19 protein-coding genes are annotated in these 18,911 nt (G+C 69.0%); 10 read left to right on the top strand and 9 right to left on the bottom strand.

All coding sequences use genetic code 11. The features are described from left to right. Positions 1-33: 33 nt before the first annotated feature. Together ABD882_RS13430 and ABD882_RS13435 are read right to left on the bottom strand one after the other, a co-directional pair. Complete coding sequence (locus tag ABD882_RS13430) at positions 34-1,254, bottom strand: acetyl-CoA C-acetyltransferase (protein WP_345187743.1); 1,221 nt, start codon at positions 1,252-1,254, stop codon at positions 34-36. After that, positions 1,251-2,069, bottom strand: coding sequence for an SDR family oxidoreductase (locus tag ABD882_RS13435; protein WP_345187745.1), 819 nt, complete (start codon positions 2,067-2,069; stop codon positions 1,251-1,253). Before ABD882_RS13435 ends, ABD882_RS13430 begins: the two co-directional genes overlap by 4 nt. A 71-nt stretch (positions 2,070-2,140) precedes the next feature. Here ABD882_RS13435 and ABD882_RS13440 point away from each other — a divergent pair, with 71 nt between their 5' ends. Genes ABD882_RS13440 through ABD882_RS13450 form a run of 3 tightly spaced genes read left to right on the top strand, consistent with a single transcriptional unit; the run spans position 2,141 to position 4,028 of the window. Next, complete coding sequence (locus ABD882_RS13440; RefSeq protein WP_345187747.1) at positions 2,141-2,974, top strand: SDR family NAD(P)-dependent oxidoreductase; 834 nt, start codon at positions 2,141-2,143, stop codon at positions 2,972-2,974. Next, entirely contained in the window at positions 2,971-3,552 is a 582-nt protein-coding gene (locus tag ABD882_RS13445) for a nuclear transport factor 2 family protein (RefSeq protein WP_345187749.1), read from the top strand. The genes ABD882_RS13440 and ABD882_RS13445 overlap by 4 nt, the downstream gene beginning before the upstream one ends. Next, on the top strand, positions 3,549-4,028 hold the full coding sequence (locus tag ABD882_RS13450; RefSeq protein ID WP_345187751.1) for a nuclear transport factor 2 family protein: 480 nt from the start codon (positions 3,549-3,551) through the stop codon (positions 4,026-4,028). Before ABD882_RS13445 ends, ABD882_RS13450 begins: the two co-directional genes overlap by 4 nt. 53 nt (positions 4,029-4,081) lie before the next feature. Here the strand turns inward: ABD882_RS13450 and ABD882_RS13455 are convergent, their stop codons facing one another. The 4 genes from ABD882_RS13455 to ABD882_RS13470 all read right to left on the bottom strand — a co-directional run bounded on the left by ABD882_RS13455 (position 4,082) and on the right by ABD882_RS13470 (position 8,792). Then, the gene (locus tag ABD882_RS13455) at positions 4,082-4,801 is read right to left on the bottom strand and encodes an ABC transporter ATP-binding protein (protein ID WP_345187753.1); all 720 of its coding nucleotides are present in this window, start codon (positions 4,799-4,801) and stop codon (positions 4,082-4,084) included. Continuing rightward, positions 4,794-6,611: a branched-chain amino acid ABC transporter ATP-binding protein/permease gene (locus ABD882_RS13460; protein ID WP_345187755.1), complete on the bottom strand. Its 1,818-nt coding sequence runs from the start codon at positions 6,609-6,611 to the stop codon at positions 4,794-4,796. Before ABD882_RS13460 ends, ABD882_RS13455 begins: the two co-directional genes overlap by 8 nt. A gap of 2 nt (positions 6,612-6,613) precedes the next feature. Then, positions 6,614-7,471, bottom strand: a complete 858-nt coding sequence (locus ABD882_RS13465) for a branched-chain amino acid ABC transporter permease (RefSeq protein ID WP_345187757.1) — start codon at positions 7,469-7,471, stop codon at positions 6,614-6,616. Positions 7,472-7,568: 97 nt separating this feature from the next. Further along, complete coding sequence (locus tag ABD882_RS13470; protein WP_345187759.1) at positions 7,569-8,792, bottom strand: ABC transporter substrate-binding protein; 1,224 nt, start codon at positions 8,790-8,792, stop codon at positions 7,569-7,571. A 130-nt stretch (positions 8,793-8,922) separates the two neighbouring features. On the opposite strand from ABD882_RS13470, the gene ABD882_RS13475 reads away from it, so the two are divergent. The 7 genes from ABD882_RS13475 to ABD882_RS13505 all read left to right on the top strand — a co-directional run bounded on the left by ABD882_RS13475 (position 8,923) and on the right by ABD882_RS13505 (position 16,051). Continuing rightward, complete coding sequence (locus ABD882_RS13475; protein ID WP_345187761.1) at positions 8,923-9,702, top strand: SDR family NAD(P)-dependent oxidoreductase; 780 nt, start codon at positions 8,923-8,925, stop codon at positions 9,700-9,702. A 26-nt stretch (positions 9,703-9,728) separates the two neighbouring features. Further along, on the top strand, positions 9,729-10,634 hold the full coding sequence (locus ABD882_RS13480; RefSeq protein ID WP_345187763.1) for an alpha/beta hydrolase: 906 nt from the start codon (positions 9,729-9,731) through the stop codon (positions 10,632-10,634). 15 nt (positions 10,635-10,649) lie between these two features. Continuing rightward, positions 10,650-12,251 (top strand): flavin-containing monooxygenase, encoded by a 1,602-nt coding sequence (locus ABD882_RS13485; protein ID WP_345187765.1) that lies wholly within the window; start codon positions 10,650-10,652, stop codon positions 12,249-12,251. Between the two features lie 70 nt (positions 12,252-12,321). Beyond that, positions 12,322-13,065: an SDR family NAD(P)-dependent oxidoreductase gene (locus tag ABD882_RS13490; RefSeq protein ID WP_345187766.1), complete on the top strand. Its 744-nt coding sequence runs from the start codon at positions 12,322-12,324 to the stop codon at positions 13,063-13,065. Then, the gene (locus ABD882_RS13495; RefSeq protein ID WP_345187769.1) at positions 13,062-13,481 is read left to right on the top strand and encodes a nuclear transport factor 2 family protein; all 420 of its coding nucleotides are present in this window, start codon (positions 13,062-13,064) and stop codon (positions 13,479-13,481) included. Before ABD882_RS13490 ends, ABD882_RS13495 begins: the two co-directional genes overlap by 4 nt. 15 nt (positions 13,482-13,496) lie before the next feature. After that, a complete protein-coding gene (locus ABD882_RS13500) occupies positions 13,497-14,894 on the top strand; it encodes an MFS transporter (protein WP_345187770.1) in 1,398 nt (465 codons plus the stop codon). Next, on the top strand, positions 14,891-16,051 hold the full coding sequence (locus ABD882_RS13505) for an NADH:flavin oxidoreductase/NADH oxidase (RefSeq protein WP_345187772.1): 1,161 nt from the start codon (positions 14,891-14,893) through the stop codon (positions 16,049-16,051). Before ABD882_RS13500 ends, ABD882_RS13505 begins: the two co-directional genes overlap by 4 nt. On the opposite strand, the gene ABD882_RS13510 is transcribed toward ABD882_RS13505, so the two are convergent. The 3 genes from ABD882_RS13510 to ABD882_RS13520 form a co-directional block, all read right to left on the bottom strand. After that, positions 16,032-16,502 carry a nuclear transport factor 2 family protein gene (locus tag ABD882_RS13510; RefSeq protein ID WP_345187775.1) on the bottom strand — a complete coding sequence of 157 codons (471 nt, stop codon included), beginning with the start codon at positions 16,500-16,502 and terminating at the stop codon, positions 16,032-16,034. The genes ABD882_RS13505 and ABD882_RS13510 overlap by 20 nt on opposite strands. Next, positions 16,487-17,236, bottom strand: a complete 750-nt coding sequence (locus ABD882_RS13515; RefSeq protein WP_345187776.1) for a hypothetical protein — start codon at positions 17,234-17,236, stop codon at positions 16,487-16,489. The genes ABD882_RS13510 and ABD882_RS13515 overlap by 16 nt, the downstream gene beginning before the upstream one ends. A gap of 78 nt (positions 17,237-17,314) precedes the next feature. Further along, positions 17,315-18,910 carry a cytochrome b/b6 domain-containing protein gene (locus ABD882_RS13520; RefSeq protein ID WP_345187778.1) on the bottom strand — a complete coding sequence of 532 codons (1,596 nt, stop codon included), beginning with the start codon at positions 18,908-18,910 and terminating at the stop codon, positions 17,315-17,317. Position 18,911: the final 1 nt, after the last annotated feature.

The following is an 18,911-nucleotide window of genomic DNA, read 5'->3' on the forward strand; positions in this document are numbered from 1 at the left end:
CCCTGGAGGGGCCGCCCTTCTCCGTGGATCGGGTCAGCTCAGGCGCTCGAGCACCATCGCCATGCCCTGGCCGCCGGCCGTACACATCGTCTCGATGCCGAACTGCTCGTCGCGCTCGCGCAGGGCGTTGATCATCGTGGTGGTGATGCGCGCACCGGTCATGCCGTACGGGTGACCGAGCGCGATCGCCCCCCCGTTGACGTTGACACGGTCGGCGTCGATGCCGATGTCGTCGATAGAGGGGATGACCTGCGCCGCGAAGGCCTCGTTGATCTCGAGCATGTCGATGTCGCCGATGCTCATCCGCGCGCCGGCGAGCGCGCGCTGCACCGCCTCGACGGGCCCGAGACCCATGATCTCGGCCGACAGCGCCGACACGCCCGTGGAGACGATCCGCGCCAGCGGGGTGAGCCCCAGCTCCGCGGCGCGGGTGTCGCTCATGATCACGAGAGCCGCCGCTCCGTCGTTCAGGGGGCAGCAGTTCGCCGCCGTCACGGTGCCGTGCGGGCGGAAGACCGGCTTCATACCGCTGACGCTGTCGAGCGTAACCCCCGCACGCGGACCGTCATCTCTCGTCACCAGAGTGCCGTCGGCAAGCCGAACGGGCGTGATGTCAGTCTCGAAGAACCCGCGGGCGATCGCCGCCTCGGCACGATTCTGGCTGATCACCGCCCACTCGTCCTGGGCCTGACGCGAGATACCGCGCACAGATGCCACGTTCTCGGCCGTCTCGCCCATCGAGATGTAGATGTCGGCGAGCTCGCCGTGCTCACGCGGGTCCGACCACACGAAGGACGGGTCCTCGGCCTGCCGTGCCGTGCGCAGGGCAGCATCGGCCCATCGCGGGTTCTTGGTGTCCGGCATCCCGTCGGACTTGCCTGCGGCGTACTGCGAGATCGCTTCGACTCCGGCGGAGAGGAACACATCGCCCTCTCCCGCCTTGATCGCGTGGAAGGCCATCCGCGTGGTCTGCAGTGACGAGGCGCAGTAGCGGTTCACTGTGGTGCCCGGCACGCCATCCCAGCCCAGCTGAAGAGCGACCATGCGTCCGATGTTGTAACCCTGTTGCCCCGCGGGCTGTGCGCACCCCATCATGAGGTCGACGATCTCGTTCGGGTCCAGCCCCGGTGCCGCATCCAACGCGGCCTGGATCATCTGCGTGGCCAAGTCGTCGCCGCGCATGTCCTTGAGGCTTCCCTTGAAGGCACGTCCGATCGGCGATCGTGCGGCCGAGACGATGACGGCTTCGGTCATGATGTAGCTCCTCCGTTGGTAGTGGCGCGGTCGGCCTGCCGCACGATGTCCGCATTCGGTGTGTGGGCGAGGAATGCGGGCCACTCGCCGCCGCCGTCGACGGCCAGTACGGCCCCCGTCACGTGCGCCGAGAGTGGTGAGGCGAGCATGACGCAGACGTCGCCGAGCTCGCGCGGAGAGGCCATCCGTCCGCGAGGGATCGTGCGCGCGACCTGCTCGTACTGGGTGGACGTGCCGTAGTGGCCGGCCGCGCTCTCGGTGTGCACCAGGCCGCTGCTGACGGCGTTGACACGCACCTCCGGCGCCCACTCGACGCCGAGGCTGCGCGTGAGGCTCTCGAGCGCGGCCTTCGCGGCGCCGTACACCGCGGTGCCGGGGCTGGGCCGACGCGCGCTGATCGAGGTGATATTGATCACGCTGCCCGATGTGACCCGCAACGGCCCGAATGCGGCGCGCATGGCGACGGCGGCAGAGAGGAAGTTGATCTCCGTGACGGCCTGGAAGTAGCGGGCGGATCCTTCCTCGAAACGACCGAAGGGGGATCCGCCGACGTTGTTGACGAGGACATCCAGTCGCCCGTGCCGCTGGACCAGGTCGGCGATCCAGGCCTCATTCTGCGCGGCATCGCGCACATCGACGGCACAGAAGCGCGCGGTGCGACCGGCTCGCTCTGGAAGGCTCTCGGGTTCTGATCGACCGCAGAACTCGACTTCGGCGCCCGCATCGAGGAAGGCCTCGACCACGCCCCGGCCGACGCCTCGTCCGCCGCCGGTGACGGCGACGACCTTGCCTGAGAAATCCAAGACCAGGCTCATCCGACCTCCTCTGCGCGATGCTCCGGCGCATCGCCCTGTCCATCCTACCAACCAAATGCTAGGTTTGTTGCATGAGTCACGACGAGATTCCGCACCGGCATCCGCGCGCCGTCGTCGTCACGGGCGGCGCGCTCGGGATCGGCGGCGGAATCAGCCGCCGCTTCGCCCGAGACGGCGACCACGTCGTGCTCGTGGACATCGACGCGGCGGCCGCCGACGCGACGGCCGCGGAGATCACCGAACGCGGCGGCCGATGCACGGTGCTCCTCGGCGACATCACCCTCGACGACACCGTCGCCCGCCTGGCGGCACACGTCGCGTCCGCGCACGGCCACGCCGACGTGCTCGTCAACAACGTCGGCGACTTCCGCCCCGCGAAGTCGTTCTTCGCCAAGAGCCCCCCGGAGCAGTGGCGGCGTCTGCACGAACTGAATCTCTGGCACGTGTTCGCCGTCACGCACGCGCTGCTACCCGGCATGATCGCCGCGGGCGGCGGCAGCATCGTGAACGTGTCGACCGTGGAGGCATTCCGCGGCATCCCCGGCAGCGCGGTCTATTCGGCGTACAACGCCGGAGTGTCCGCGTTCACCAAGAGTCTGGCGGTCGAGCTCGGCCCCTCCGGCATCCGCGTCAACGCGATCGCCCCCGACCTCGCCGACACGCCGCAGACACCGGCGGAGCTCATGCTGGCCGGCCGCGACCCCGCCCTGTTGCGCTCCTGGCTCCCGCTCGGCCGATTCGGTCGCCCCGGGGACTTCGCCGGTGTCGTTTCCTTCCTCGCCTCCGAGGACGCGGCGTTCATCACCGGTCACACGATCCCCGTGGACGGTGGGACCCTTGCCGCGTCCGGCTGGTACGGCAAGGCGCTGGGACGAGGATGGACGAATATGCCGGATCAAGCATGAGCAGCGTTGACGAGACGGCCGACCGCCGACTGATCCACGATCTGGTGCTGCGCTACTGCACCGCCGTCGACCGTGGCGACTACCCGGGCGTGCGGGCGGTGTACGCCTCCGACGGCGTCGACAATCACACCGGGTTCTCCGGGCCCGCCGACGAGTTCGTCCAGTGGCTGCGTGTGCGCATCGCCGGGTTCGACGGCACCATGCACCTGGTGGGCAATCATCTCGTAGACCTGTATGGCGACCATGCCTTCGCCGAGACCTACGGCATGGCCGTGCACTGGGGCTCCCCGTTCGACGACGAGACCCTCAACTTCACCAGCGGCTTCCGATACCTCGACCACTTGCGCCGTGATCCCGAGGGCTGGCGGATCGTCGAGCGCACCGCCGTGCGGGACTGGACGCGATCGGATGCCGGTCGCATGCGCTCTCCCGAGGGAGACGGCCCCCAGGGGCGTCGCGGACCGGCGGACCCGCTCGAGGCCTGCCGCGACCGGGTGCGCTACATCGCCGGACTGACGACGACCGCACAGGGGGAGACAAAGGCCGCGCGGGCGGAGAACGAGGAGAGCACATCATGATCCCAAGCATCGAGCAGCGCCTGCAGGCCACTGAGGACAGGCTGGCGATCATCGACCTGGAGGCCACCTACGCGCGATCCTTCGATGAGCACGACGGCGCGACCTGGAGTTCTCTGTTCACCGACGACGGAATCTACCAGTCCAGGCCGGTCGGCGACGAGCCGCCTGCGACCTTCATCCAGGGCGCCATCGAACTCGAACGCTACTGCCGCGAGGCGCCGTTCGACGGCATCCATCTGCTTCACCTTCCACAGCTTCGCCTGGACGGAGACAGCGCATCTGCGCGCATCCATCTCCAGTTCCACGGCTCCTGGTCGCAGGATCTCGACGCTCCGCGCCTCGCCATGCAGGGCTACTACGACGTCGCCTATCGCCGGCTCGAGGGCCGGTGGCGCATCGCGCACCGGGTCACGACCGCGTTCGCACGCGAGCAGCGCACGACGCTGGGCTATCCGCGCCAGCCCGCCCTGCACTGAACTGAGCAGACGGACGGAGTGCGGGGGGGAAACCCCCTCTCCGCACTCCCGTCTCAGGCAGTCCCGCCGAAGTAGGCCCGCTGGAGATCATCCATGTTGATCTCGGCTGCGGCGCCGTGCAGCGTCGTGCGCCCCATCTCGATCACCGACACTTGATCGGCGATCGCGACGGAGTCCTGCACCGCCTGCTCAACGAGCAGGACACCGAGACCGGTCGATTTGAGCTCGCTCACGCGCTCCATGACTTCTTTGACGATGACCGGTGCGAGCCCTTGGCTGGGCTCGTCGAGGATCAGCAGCTTCGGCCTCGCCATCAGCGCCTGCCCGATCGCGAGCATCTGCTGCTGGCCGCCCGACATGCTCGCCGCGATCAGCGCGCGCTTGGTGCCGAGGATCGGAAACAGCTGGTAGATCTCGTCGACGGAAGCCGCCAGGGCGCGCTTGCTCATCCGGCGCGAGAACCCGCCGAGCAGCAGGTTCTGCTCGATCGTGAGCTCGCGAAACACCCGCTTTCCCTCCTGGACGTAGGAGATCCCCTTCGCCACGCGCTTGTGCGAGGGGTCGGTCAGAGTCTCACCGAGGTAATCGACCGTCCCGCCGGACACCTTGTTCAGACCGGTGATCGCGCGCAGCGTCGTCGTCTTGCCCGCGCCATTGCGGCCGAGCAGCACCGTGATCTCGCCCGCGCGGACCGTGAGCGACACATCCCTCACGACCGTGAGATCGCCGTAGCCGGTCTTCAAACCCGCCACTTCCAGCAGTACGTCACTCATCGTCGCCGCCTCCTGCCGCGCTCGTCTCCGCTGTCACACCGAGGTACTCTTCCATGACGCGCGGGTTCCTCTCGATCTCGTCGGCCGCTCCGTGTGCGACCACGGCTCCCTGAGCGAGCACGTAGATGTCACTGGCGATACGGAGCACGAGCTGGAAGTTGTGCTCGACAAGGATCACCGTCATCCCTGCATCGCGCAGGCGGATCACCAGCTCCTCGAGCATCTCGAGCTCGTCCTCGTCGAGTCCCGATGCGACCTCGTCCAGCAGCAGCACCTTGGGCGAGCTGACGAGACCGCGCGCCACTTCCAGCAGCCGGCGGTTGCCGAGCGGCAGCGAGGCGGCCAGCTGGTGGCGCTGCTCGCTGAGCCCGACCAGAGCGAGTGCGCGCTCGGCGTCTCGACGGTCCGCCCGGCGAGCCCGCCAGTAGCGGGGCAGCCGGAGGACCGAGGGCAGGATTCCTGCGCGGTCTGCGGCGTACCGACCGGCCTCGACGGCCTCGATCACCGTCAGATGGGCCGGCACGTTCGGCGTCTGGAACGTGCGCGAGACGCCGCCACGGGCGACGCGGAAGGACGCCAGCCCCTGGATCGGCTCCCCATCGAGCGTGATGGAGCCGGAATCGGCCCGATAGAACCCCGAGATCATGTTGAGCAGCGTCGTCTTGCCAGAACCGTTCGGGCCGATGATCGCCGTGACAGCTCCGGGTGCGGCGTCGATCGACACGTCGGACAGCGCCTGGTTGCCGCCGAACGCCTTCGAGATCCCCTCGGCACGCAGGCGCGCACCGTCGAGGGTGTCCAGCTCCGCCACCACGGCGGGCTCTGCGACGACTCCGGCCTTGCGGTGAGCGGCCGCGTCGGCCCTGCGGATCAGGCCTCGGAGCAGCCCGGACAGACCGCCGGTGAACGCGACGCCGCCCAGGAGCAGGAAGGCGCCGGAGATCACGAGCCCGTACTGCTGGAAGTTGGTGGACTGGTTCATGCCGAACTGCAGCACCGCGGAGCCGATGAGGGCGCCGTAGATGCTCGCCGAGCCGCCGAAGATGCTCGCCGCGAGCACCGTCATCGCGAACGAGAACGTGAACGCCTCAGGGGAGATGAACAGGTCGAGGTTGGCGAACAGCGCTCCGGCCACACCGGCCGGAATGGCTCCGATCGCATAGGCGGTGAGCTTGGCGCGGAACACCGAGATGCCCATCGCGGATGCGAGCACGGGACTCTGCTTGAGCACCCGCAGTGCCATCCCGTGCTCGGAGACGATGAAGTTGCGCATGAGCGCGAAGACGACGATCGCCACGGCCACGATGATGAGGTAGTAGCCCTTGGGGTCGATCATCTGCCCGAAGGAGGTCGGGGGCATGATCCCCGCCAGCCCGTTGCGGCCGCCGGTCTGCTCCTTGAAGATCGACAGCACGTCGGGGACGAGCAGGATCAGGAAGAACGACGTCATGGCGAGCGACCAGCTGCCGAGCCGCAGGCCGGGGATCCCGGAGATCAGGCCGACGACGAGCGCAGACGCGGCGCCGATCAGAATCTGGAGCCAGATGTCGGTCACGCCGAGCTTGCTCGCCATGCCCGCGATATAGGCGCCGGCGGCGTACATGGCCGTCTGGCCCATCGCGAGCTCGCCGGCGAAGCCCAGTGAGAGGTTCATGCCGACCACGATCAGGGACAGGATCAGCGTCAGCTCGATCTGCCGGGTCGCGGTATAGCTCAGGCCGAGGGAGGGCAGCAGGAGCAGGAGGGCCCCGCAGGCGAGCGGCCAGATCCAGCCGGGGATGGCGCGCACCCGCAACCACAAGTTCGCCACGGTCACACCGTCCGTTCCACTCGACGGGCGAACAGGCCCGTCGGCTTGACCATCAGAATCACGATGAGGATGACGAAGACCGTCAGCCCCGAGTAGTCGGCGCCGATGTAGCGCGTCGCGAGCGCCTCGGCGAGGCCCACGATGAGGCCGCCGACCAGGGTTCCCCCCAGCGACCCGAAGCCGCCGATCGCGAGCACGACGAAGCCCTTGAGCGCGAGGGAGGCGCCGAGGGTCGCGACGGCATAGGTCTTGGGACCGATGAACACACCGAGGAAGCCGGCGAGCACTCCGGTGAAGACGAAGGCGATGAGGGCGAACCGGCGCACGTTCACGCCGCGCAGCTGCGCCGCCTCGCTGTCCTGGCTCATGCCGAGCAGCGCGATGCCGGTCATGCTGCGCTTGGCGAACAGCGTGAGACCGATCACCAGGACCAGGACGAGGACGATGAGGGCGAGTTCGACGGGATACACGCGGCCGCCGAAGAACTCGAGCACTTGGTCGCCCATGAAGAACGGCACCCGCTTGGGCTCACCGCCCCAGATCACCTGGGCCACGCCCTCCATGATGATGGAGGCGCCGAGCGTGGTCACCAGGAGGTTGTGCGGATCCTTGACGGGGCGGATGGCGACGCGCTCCTCGAGCGCGGCGATCGCGCCGATGATGATCGCGGCGCCGATCGCGACGACCCACCAGGGCAGGCCCAGCACCCCGATGCCGACGTACGCCATGAAGGCGCCGAGCATCATGAGCGCAGCCTGTGCGAAGTTGAAGGTCTTCTGCGAGAGGAAGACGATGTTGTAGCCGATCGCCACGAGCGCGTAGATCGCACCCAGAGCGAGACCGGACCAGATGATGGTCATTGCGGTCGGGTTCCTTCCATCAGGTCTTGGTGTGCCGACGGCTCGGATCCACGTCGAGATCCGAGCCGTCGGCAACGGTCACTGCGTACAGCCACTCTCAGGGCTGGAACTGGCCGTTGACCAGCTTGCCCGGTGTGATGAACGCGAACTGGTCGGCGCTGATGTGCGGCCCGTGCATGTCCTTCGTGAACGCGTAGTTGCTGAGGATCGCCGTGCCGGCGCCCTTCTGCACCGTGGGGTCGAGCATCGCGGTGACCAGCGCGTTGACGTCGGTGATGGTGCCCGCCTTCTCCGCCGCGGCCTTGAACAGCAGCACGGAGTCGTAGTTGTACGCCGTTATCAGCGACGAGCGGATGTCGCCGGCGGCGACCATACGCTTGACGGCGTCATTGACGACCTTGTCCTTCGCGTTGTACTGGGTGCTGCTGTACACCTGCATCGTCAGGTTCTTGACCTGGTCGGTGCCGAGCACGCCGTCGGGGGCGGGGCGTGCGATGAGGCCGGTGGCCGCGACAGACGTGTTGCCCATGATCGGCACGTTCCAGCCGAGCTTCTCGCGGCTCTGCAGCACGTAGCCGAGGGGCGCGCCGTAGGAATCGAGGACGAGGGCGTCCGGCTTGCCGGCCTGCAGAGCGGACAGCTGCGCCGTCATGTCGAGAGCGGCGTTGTCGAAGCCCTCCATGCCGGTGACCGTGATCCCGGCGGCGGTGAGGGTCGTCTGCGCCTTGGAGCCGAACAGCTCGCCGTAGGCGCTGGAGCCGTGCAGAATGGCGACCTTCTTGTATCCGCGCTTCTTGATCTCGGCGACGAAGGAGCCCAGGTAGTCGGGAACGGAGGCGCTGAGGTCGAAGCTGTACGGGTTGACCTTCGGGTCTCCGGATGTGGCCGTCGGGCCTATGTTGAACGAGAACACCTTGTTCTGCGTCAGGATCGGCAGCATGGCCTCCGTGATCGTGGACGGCCCGCTGTTGAGCACCAAGGAGGGCGCGCCCTTGGTCGCGATGTACTCACGGAGCTTGGTGACGGCGACTGTCGGGTCCGCGTTGTCCTCCAGGTGGGTGATCACGACCTTGCGGCCGAGGATGCCTCCCTTGTCGTTGACGGCGCTGACCGAGGCCTTTGCCGCGGTGACGGCCGTCGTCGCATTGTCGCCGAGGATGCCCGGGGCTCCGAGCCCGCCCAAGACGACGACCTGGATCGGCTCCTTGCTCGCGGCACTCGCCGTCGCACCGCCCGCATCGGCGTTGCCGGAGCAGCCTGCGAGCGCCAATGCTGATACCACGATCCCTGCGGCAAGCGCCGCGCCTCTGATGAATCGCATAACTGAACCCTCTCGTCGTTGAGTTGGAATGACCAAACGCTTGCTTAGTCAAGCACACGGGGAGTCGAAGGGCAATGCCCAAGCGGTCAATTGCTTGGTTGCCGCGACCGATCTTGGTAGGTTGCCGGATATGGACACGACTCGCAACATCGGATCCCGCTCGATCCGCGAACTTCCGGGCGTCGCCGTGGTGACCGGAGCCGGCGGCGGCATCGGCTCGGCGATCGCCCGCCGGCTCGTCGCCGACGGTGCCCGCGTCGCACTCACATATCGCTCGGCGCCCCCGGAGGAGCTGCTCGGCGAACTCGGATCCGCCGCGGAGGCGCACCACCTCGACGTACGAGACGAAGCGACAGCGACCTCCCTCGCCGAAAGTCTGCAGGCCCGCCACGGCGCCGTGCACACCGTGGTCCATGCGGCCGGCCCGCACGTGCCGATGGTGCACCTGTCGAAGGTGTCGGTCGCGCAGTTCGCCGCGCAGGTGGACGGCGATCTCGTGGGATTCTTCACCGTGGCGCGGGCCTTCCTGGCCGCGCTGCGCGCGAGCTCGGGCTCGCTGACCGTGATCACCAGCGCCGCGACGCGCCGCTATCCGGTGCGCGACGGGCTGTCCGCGGCACCGAAGGGCGGAATCGAGGCGCTGGCCCGCGGGCTCGCGGCGGAAGAGGGCCGCTTCGGCGTACGGGTGAACTGCGTCGGCCCTGGCATGCTGCACGACGGCATGTCAGCGCGACTCATGGCATCGGGCGATCTGGACGAGCGCGCGCTCGACGTCGCGATGAGCAACATCCCGCTGCGCCGATTCGGCACCGCCGACGACATCGCCGCCGCCGTCTCCTTCCTCGCTTCCCCCGAGGCGGGCTTCATCACCGGCCAGAAGCTCGATGTCGACGGCGGCTTCGGGGTCTGATCCCGCGTACGATCGAAGGAGATGCTGTGAACGAGACGGAGCGCCTGCTGGGGCTGCTGAACGAGACTTTTCCGGACCTCGCCGCAATGCCTCCGGCCGACGCCCGCGCGGCCGCGGACTCCCGGGTACGCCCCGCCCCCAACCTCGACGACGTCGCCCGCGTGGATGACGTCTCGATCGAGGCCGGCGCCCACGTCATCCCGACACGGACGTACCATCCCCATACCCGGGTCGTCGGCGCGCCGGCGACGGTCTTCGCCCATGGCGGAGGATTCCTGCACGGCTCGATCGCGAGCCACGACGGCTTCTGCCGCCGATGGGCCAGGAACACCGGCGCGCCCGTGATCTCGGTCGAGTATCGGGTGGCGACCGAGGCGCCGCCCCCCGCTGCGCGCGACGATGTGCTCGCGGCCGTCTGCTGGGCGCAGGACCACGGGATCGCGGACCACGGGCTCGTTCTCGCCGGCGACAGCTCGGGCGCCACCCTCGCCGCCTCCGCCGCCGTCGCGCTGCGCGATCGCGGCGACACCACAGTGACGGGCCAGGTGCTGCTGTATCCGTTCCTCGATCCGAGCATGTCGACCGAGAGCCACTGCACCCGCGGCGTCGGCTTCTTCGTCACGGACAGGCTGCTGGCCTACTACTGGCGCACGTATCTTGCGGGCCGATCTGCGAACGACCCCGACGTCACCCCGCTGGCCGTCGATGACCTCACCGGCCTGCCGCCCGCGATCATCGTCACCGCCGGACTCGATCCGCTGCGCGACGAGGGGGAGCTCTACGCGCAGCGCCTGCACGACGCCGGCGTCCCCGTGGTGCTGCGCCGCCACCCCGATCAGTTCCACGGATTCCTCACGATCCTCGGCTACGGTCCGGCGGCGAGCGCCGCAGAGCTGCTCTGGTCGGACATCCGCACCCTCTCACCCGCCTGACCGGAACGGATCACGATGACCACCCACGAACACGACCTGATCGTCGTCGGCGCAGGATTCGCCGGCCTCTACACCGTCATCCACGCCGCGCGCGCCGGCCTGGATGTGCTCGGACTCGAGGCAGGAGACGATGTGGGCGGCACCTGGTATTGGAACCGCTACCCCGGGGCGCGGTGCGATGTCGAGAGCATCGACTATTCGTACTCGTTCGACGACGACCTGCAGCGCGAGTGGCGGTGGAGCGAGCGCTACGCGACCCAGCCCGAGATCCTGGATTATCTGAGCCATGTCGCGGACCGGTTCGACGCGCGCCCGCACTACCGATTCGGCGAGCGCGTCGTCTCGGCCGCCTGGGATGAACCGGCACAGCTCTGGCGGGTCCGCACGGACTCGGGGCTGACCGCCTGCGCACGCTGGCTGATCATGGCGTCCGGCGGACTCTCCGCCCCGCAGCTTCCCGACATCCCGGGGCGCGACTCGTTCGCGGGCGAGGTCCTGCAGACCTCCGCCTGGCCGGACCGGGCCGTCGATCTCGCGGGCCGGCGCGTCGCCATCATCGGCACGGGATCGTCCGGGGTGCAGGCGATCCCGTTGCTCGCCGAGGCCGCAGCGGAGCTCGTCGTCTACCAGCGCAGCGCCAACTACAGCGTCCCGGCATTCAACCGCCCGATCGACGACGAGGAGTGGGCACACGCGCAGGACGACCTCGCGCACCGGCGCGAGCTGTCCTGGAACGGGCCGGCCGGATCGCCCTGGACGAGCCACCCCGTTCCCTACGCCGAGGCCGACGAGGCCGAGCGCGAGGCGGTCTTCGAGGAGAGCTGGACCCGCGGCGGCGTGCTTTTCGCCAAGGCGTTCGCGCAGCTGACGGTCGACCCGGTCATCAACGACGCCGCACGGGTGTTCTTCGAACGCAAGCTGGCCGAGAAGGTGGACGATGCCGGGATCCGCGCACTGCTGACGCCGCGTGACCACGCGGTAGGCACCAAGCGGATCTGCACCGACTCCGGCTACTACGAGACGTACAACCGCGATCATGTGTCGCTGGTCGATCTGCGCAGCGAGCCGATCGCCGAGGTCGCCCCGGCCGGGATCCGCACCACGGCACGGATGCGCGCGCATGACGTGATCGTGTACGCCACCGGCTTCGACGCGATGACCGGCGCTCTGACCGCCATCGACATCCGTGGGCGCGACGGCCGATCCCTCCGTGAGGACTGGAGCGGATTCCCGTCGACCTACCTCGGCGTCGCGCTGCCCGGTTTCCCCAACCTGCTCGTGCTGAACGGCCCCGGCACCCCCAGCGTGCTATCGAACATGGCACTCAGCTCGGAGCAGCAGGGCGCCTTCGCGCTGCGGCTGGTCGCGTACTGCCGCGGCACCGGATTCACCTCGGTCGAGGCACGGGCGGATGCCGCCGCCGAATGGACCGCGCACGGTCTCGAACTGGCCGACCGGACCCTTTTCGGCGCGGCGCCATCGTGGTACACGGGCGCGAACATCGACGGCAAGGCTCGGGGCTTCCTGCCGTACATCGGTGGATTCAAGACGTATATCGATCACTGCGAGGCGGTTGCCGACGCGGACTATGCCGGGTTCGTCATGGGCCGCCGCTGACCGCGGTTGCCGTGGTCAGGCCGACGGCACTAGAGTAAAACAAGCAAACGCTTGGGCAAAGGAGCGCAGGATGAGCAAGGTTGATCTCGGATTCAGCAGCGGCGAGACGCTGCTCATCACCGGCGCCGGCAGCGGCATCGGGCGGGCGACGGCCGTGCGGGCCGCCGAACTCGGTCTCAGCCTGAGCCTGTGGGACCTCAACCCCGCCGGGCTCGAGGAGACCGCGGCCCAGGTGCGGGCGACCGCGCCCGTCGTGCACACCTGGGTCGCCGACGTGTCCGACGGCGACGCCGTCGACCAGGGCATCGCGAGCGCGATCGAGTCCTTGGGCGCGATCCGCTATCTGCACAACAACGCGGGCCCGGCGTCCAGTTCGTCGCTGCCGTTCGAACGGGCGCTCGAGATCTGCGTGGGCAGCGTCCGCCGCGTCACCGACACCTGGGCCGCCACGAACCCCGGCGACGGTGCCGCAATGGTCGCGACCACATCTGTCGCGGGCAACCTGATCGGCACCGACAGCCCCTGGTACTCCGCGTCCAAGGCCGCGATCATGGGCTACGTCCGGCACCTCGCGGCGTACCGTGCCGACGAGTTCCGCGCGAACGGCGTCGCCCCGGGCATGACCGACACCCCGCGCCTCGTCGGCTTCGCGGGCAGCGAGACCGGACAGCGCGTGCTCTCCCGCATTCCGCTGCGACGCATGGCGAGCCCCGACGACATCGCGTGGGCGACGTTGTTCCTGCTGTCCCCGCTCGCGAGCTACATCAACGGTGTGCTGCTGCCGGTCGACGGCGGATGGATGGTGACACAGTGAGCGCCGCCGACCGCATCGACGTGGCGACGCTGATCGCCCGCATCGCTCAGCTCGCCGACTCCGGAGCACCGGAGGACTACATCGCGTGCTTCACCGCCGACGCGGTCTGGGAGCTGGCCGACGCCGGCGACCTGCCCATGGACAGCCAGCGGGTCGTCGGTCACGACGAGATCCTCGCCGGAGTGCACCGACGCCGCAGGGACGGCATTCAGGGACCCGGCTCGCACACGCGGCATGACGTGTCGAGCATCGTGGTCGACGTGGACGGCGACCGCGCGGACGGGCGCTCGTATTTCCGCTACTACACCGACACCCTGGGCGCCCCCGTGCTGGCGGGCATGGGCACGTACAGCGACACCTTCCTGCGCACCGCTCACGGGTGGAAGCTCGATCAGCGCATCATCACGCGCAGCTGAGCTCGGCGACGGGACGTGGCAAAGGACGGTACGCACCAGGAGCGGTTGATCGTGGGACTGCTGGCCGGCTGCGGCATGCTGAGCTCGCTGCAGTTCACCCTCATGATCCCCGTGCTCCCTCGCGTGCCGGAGATGCTCGGCACCACCGCGCCCGACGCCGCGTGGTTGATCACGATCACGCTGCTGGTCGGCGTGGTGGGCACGCCGGTGATCACTCGGCTGGCCGACATGCACGGGAGGCGCCGTCTGCTGCTCACCGCGATGGCCCTGCTCGTCACCGGATCGCTCATCGCGGCCGTCATCCCGGGGTTCATCGCCGTCATGATCGGGCGGGCGCTGCAGGGCTTCGGCACCTCGGTCGTCCCGATCGGGATCGCGCTGATGAGCACCCAGGTGTCTCGACGTCTCGCGATCTTCGGCATCGCCGTGATGAGCGGCACGCTCGGGATCGGCTCGGCCCTGGGACTGGCCGTCGCGGGACCGCTCGTGGCCTGGGGTGGACTCACGACGATCTTCTGGGTGTCCGCCGCGATCGGCACGACGTTCTTCGTGCTTATCCTGCTGCGCATCCGGGAGGTGCCGACATCTCGTCCCGGGAGCTTCGACGTCCCGGGAGCGGTGCTGCTGACGGTCGGGCTGGCCGCGCTTCTACTGGCGATCTCGCGCGGGCAGCTCTGGGGGTGGACGAGCCCGACCACGCTCTGGCTGTTCGCGATCTCGGCGGCCGGGCTCTGGATCTGGCTGCTGTGGGAACTCCGGCGGCCGCATCCCATGATCGACGTGCGGATCGCGATGTCCTCGCCCATCCTGCCGATCAACCTGGCGTCGTTCGTCGCCACGTTCGGGATGTACGCCAATCACCTGCTCACGACCCAGGAGGCCCTCGCTCCCGCCGCGACCGGCTACGGCGTGGCCGCAGCCCCCGCCGCGGTCGGACTGTTCCTGCTCCCGTCGGCCCTGGTGATGGTCGTGCTGGCTCCGCTCACGGCACGCGTCATCACGCGCCACGGCAGCCGGTTCGCCCTCCTGTTGGGGGCATCCATCATGACGGCGGCATTCCTGTTCCGGATGGCGGTGCACGGACAGCCCGCCGCGATCATCGCCGGATCCGCTCTGGTGGGCACGGGCGTCTCCTTCGCCTTCGCCTCGATGCCCTCACTCATCACGGCATCGGTGCCTCGCGATCAGGTGGCCTCCGCGAACGGCGTGAACTCTGTCGTGCGGACCTTGTCCGGCGCCGTCGCCGCCGCACTGTTCGCGTTGCTGATCGCCACGCTCCCCGCATCCGGCGACAGCGCCTACCTCTCCGAACCGGCGCTCCGGATCGCTTTCGCCACGGCCGCCCTGTGCGGCGGCGCGACGATCCTCATCGCCGCCGCTCTACGACTGCCCCACCCTCAGGAGCCTGCATGACCCTCTTCAGTCCCCTCGCCGTGCGCGACGTCGCCCTTCCGAATCGGGTCGGCGTGTCGCCGATGTGCATGTACTCCTCCACCGGCGGCGTGGCCGGCGACTTCCACGTCGCGCATCTGGGCCGCTTCGCACTGGGCGGTGCCGGCGTCGTGATCGCCGAGGCCACCGCCGTGCACCCTCAGGGACGCATCTCGCACTTCGACTCCGGGCTGTGGAGCGACGAACAGGTCGAGGGATGGCGCCGGGTCGCGTCACTCGTCTCGGCATCCGGATCCGTTCCCGGGATCCAGCTGAGCCATGCGGGGCGCCGCGGCGCGGTCCGAGAGCCCTGGTATGCCGGAGCCCCGCTCGTCGACGCGGATGCCGCGGCCGGTCAGGCACCCTGGCCGCTGTCGGCGCCGTCAGCGATCGCAGCCGGGCCGGGACATCAGATCCCGGCCGCCATGAGCATTGCCGACATCGCCCGTTCGGTGCAGGACTGGCACGACGCGGCCGCGCGCGCGATGGCGGCAGGATTCCGCTTCATCGAGCTGCACGGCGCCCACGGCTACCTGCTGCACTCGTTCCTGTCCCCCGTCTCGAACCACCGTACGGACGCCTACGGCGGTACCGCAGAGCGCCGGCTGCGGTACCCCCTCGAGGTGATCGCGGCTGTTCGCGACGCGATCGGCCACGGGGTCCCGCTGTCATATCGGATCTCGACCGTGGATGGCGCAGACGGCGGCTTGGACGTCGATGACACGGTCCAGGTCGCCCGCGCGCTTGCTGCCGCGGGAGTCGACATCATCGACACCTCGTCGGGCGGGATCACCACCGATCGATCCTCCGACACCCGGATCAGGCGCGGCTTCGCGTTCCACGCCGACTTCTCCCGCCGCATCCGACACGAGGTCGAGGTGCTCACCGCGACGGTCGGCTTCGTCGTCGATCCCGAACAGGCCGCGATGCTGATCGAGCGCGGAGACGCCGACCTCGTGCTGCTCGGCAGGCAGATGCTGGACGACCCGAACTGGACGCACCACGCTCGTCTCGCCCTGGGCGACACGAGTCACGAGTCCTGGGACGTCCGGTTCGGCAGCGCGCTGGGCCCCCGCCACCGGACGCTCACGAGACTGCAGGAGGCGGGGGAGACCCCGCTCAGTCGCTTCCGGAACTGAACAGCAGACGCGCCTCGGGCGCACCGTCGAGCAGACGGTTCACCCTGCGCTGCACACGCCACCCTTCGGGCAGCCGACGCAGTTCCCACCGGTTGGCGCTCACCCGCTCGCCGAGCCATCGGGTGCCGTCGTGGATCATGACGGCCGAGTGGGTGATCGCGACGGCGGTGTCGCCGTCGATGCTGATGCGGGGCGCGGACAGGATGTGCGCGCAGCCGCGCTCCATGTAGTCCATGTGAGTCGGATACGACACGAGAGCCCGCACGCCCGTCGCGTCCAGTTCGACGTCATCGAACCGGTACGTGCCATTGGGCGCCCAGAGGGCCGCGACCGCCGCGCCGTCGCCGGAGTCCACCGCCGGCCCGTAGCGCGCGATCAGCTCGCCGATCTCGGCGCGATCCTCCAGCGCCAGAAGACGCCTCTCCAGCTCGCCGCTCACCAGTCCTGCCACGGGATGATCGTCGACACCGGCGCCGACAGCACGAGCTGTCCGGCCACGGGAGGTGCCTGCTCCTGCACCGCGCGAAGCTTCGGCGCGACGACCGCGGGATCATCTTCGAGGTAGACGAGTCGGATCCGGATGCTCCCGGGCTGATCGGCGGGGCTTTCGTCGAACGGGAGCGAGGAATGCCGTTGCGGATGGCTGTACGAGAAGGTCCAGGCCCCCGCGACGCCGTCCACCTCGAGAAGTGCGGGGATCAGCGTCTGGTCTTCATACCGGTGCGCCTCGTGCGCCTCGCTCGCGTGCGGGTCGTCGAACCGGGTCACGGTGACGTGTACCCCGCGGTTCGGGCGGTAGGGCAGCACCTCCGGCGCGACGAGGGCGCGCGGCGCGCAGTAGCCCTTCACCGGACGGAAGAACGCGAGCATCGGGCGGCGGATGCCCGGGATGAGCGGCCCGCGCCCCCACTGGAACGAGGCCTCGCCGAGCGCGTCCCAGGCCTGCACGGACTGGTCGACGGGTTCACGGAACCAGTACATCGCGACGAAGTCGACGTCCGCCTTCAGAGCGCCGTCGACGAGGGCGGCATGATCCTGTCGGATCTCCCAGCGGTCTCCCCAGGCGACGCCGGGCAGCGCAAGGTTCTCCGGTCGATGATCGAGCTGATGCCAGCGGTTGTAGGAGGTGTGCAGAGCACGATCCTCGAGGCGGACGAAGGAGAAGAAGGCGAGAGGGGCGAACACACGCTTAGTCAAGCGCTTGCTTGGTAGCTTTGTCAAGGGTCATCGATCACCAGGCCGCGCACCATCATCCGGCCGCGGTCAGCGCGCGGATACCTGCCCGAACAGCTTCGCGATCGGGGCGAGCACCAGCGGTCGCGCGGCGATCCACCCCACCGCGACCACGACCATCGCCAGCACGAACACCCAGAACCCGGTCCACCCGACCGCGTCCGACGAGGCGAACATGTGGTTCAGGTTGCGCAGCATGCCCGTGAGCAGCACCAGCGCCACGTGCACCAGGATGAACAGCGCGAAGAACAGCATGATCGGAAAGTGCAGGGCCCGTGCCCACTCGATCGGATAGGCCTTCGACAGCCGTTCGGCCTTCTTCGGCCACAGACCCGACATCCGGAATCCGGTGACAATGGCGACGGGAGCGGCGAGGAACACGATCGTGAAGTAGGCGATCTGCTGCAGGCTGTTGTAGTTCACCCAGCCGTTCTCGGTGGGCCAGTCGAACGAGACGTAATGCAGCGCCGCGGAGAGCGCGTTCGGGAACACGTCCCAGCTCGTCGGCACGATCCGCATCCACTGCCCGGTGACGAACAGCAGGACGACGAAGATCACGCCGTTCACGATCCACAGCAGATCGAGCGACTGGTGGAACCAGAGCGTCAGGCTGATCTTGCCCTTCGGATCGCCGCGCGGCGTCCAGAACGCGGCGGGCCGCTTCTGGTGCCGCACCTGGGTGCCGGATCGGATGATCAGCGTCATCAGGAAGATGTTGAAGAAGTGCTGCCAGCCGATCCAGCCGGGGATGCCCACGGGCGCGCCCGCGGGCAGGTGGTACTCGCCGGGATAGGTTGCGAGGAAGTCCTGCATGAACGGCAGGCTGAGGAACGCGCGCACGAGCGCGACCGCCGCGGCGGCGAGGATCGCGAGACCGGCGGCGGCGAAGAGCCCACTGAAGGCCTGGGGCCACGTCGGGCGCAGTCTGCCGACCGGCGGTTCGGCCACGCGCGCTGGCGCCGTGCCCCGCCACACGGTGCGGGTGAACGGCAGCGGCGCCGACACGTCCGGGCGGAGAGCGACCGCCGCCCCGATCGGGACGTTGAGCGAAGACGCCGCAGGCGACTGAGACCAAACGCGGTCCGCACCTGGCGGCATCGCGTCGCCCTCGACGGCACGGAAGACGATGGCCCCTGCAGGAGGCCACGGATCCCCGCCCGCCGTGCGCGGAAGACCGCGACGCAGGGCGGATCCGATTCCGGGCGAAGGTTCGGTCACTGAGCCTGTCGAAGTGCCGGAGGTCTCGGTGGGGTCCGCGTCGAGCGCCCGCGCGGCCCGCGGAGGTGTCTCTTCGACGAGCTCAGAGACCGGGCTGGGCACCGGTGTCGAACCGGCTATGCCGGCGGCTTCCCCCACCGGAGGCCACGGATCCCCGCCGGCGACGCGGGGCAGACCCCGGCGGAGCGACCCGCCCGAGACGGACGCGAGAGGGGTGCGAGCCCCTTCGAGAGCCTCAGGGACCGGGCTGATCTCCGGGACCGGGCCGGCCTCGGCCGCTGGGGCCGGGCTGGCCACGACCGTCGACTCCTCGGACACCGCAAGCGGCGCGTCCGGCGTCACGAGCCCGGCGGGCGGCCACGCCTCTCCGCCCCGGATACGGGGCAGTCCCCTGCGCACGGTCGCCATC

Origin of the sequence: Microbacterium panaciterrae (genome assembly GCF_039541635.1) — a bacterium.
In the GTDB taxonomy this organism is placed as follows: Bacteria; Actinomycetota; Actinomycetes; order Actinomycetales; family Microbacteriaceae; genus Microbacterium; species Microbacterium panaciterrae.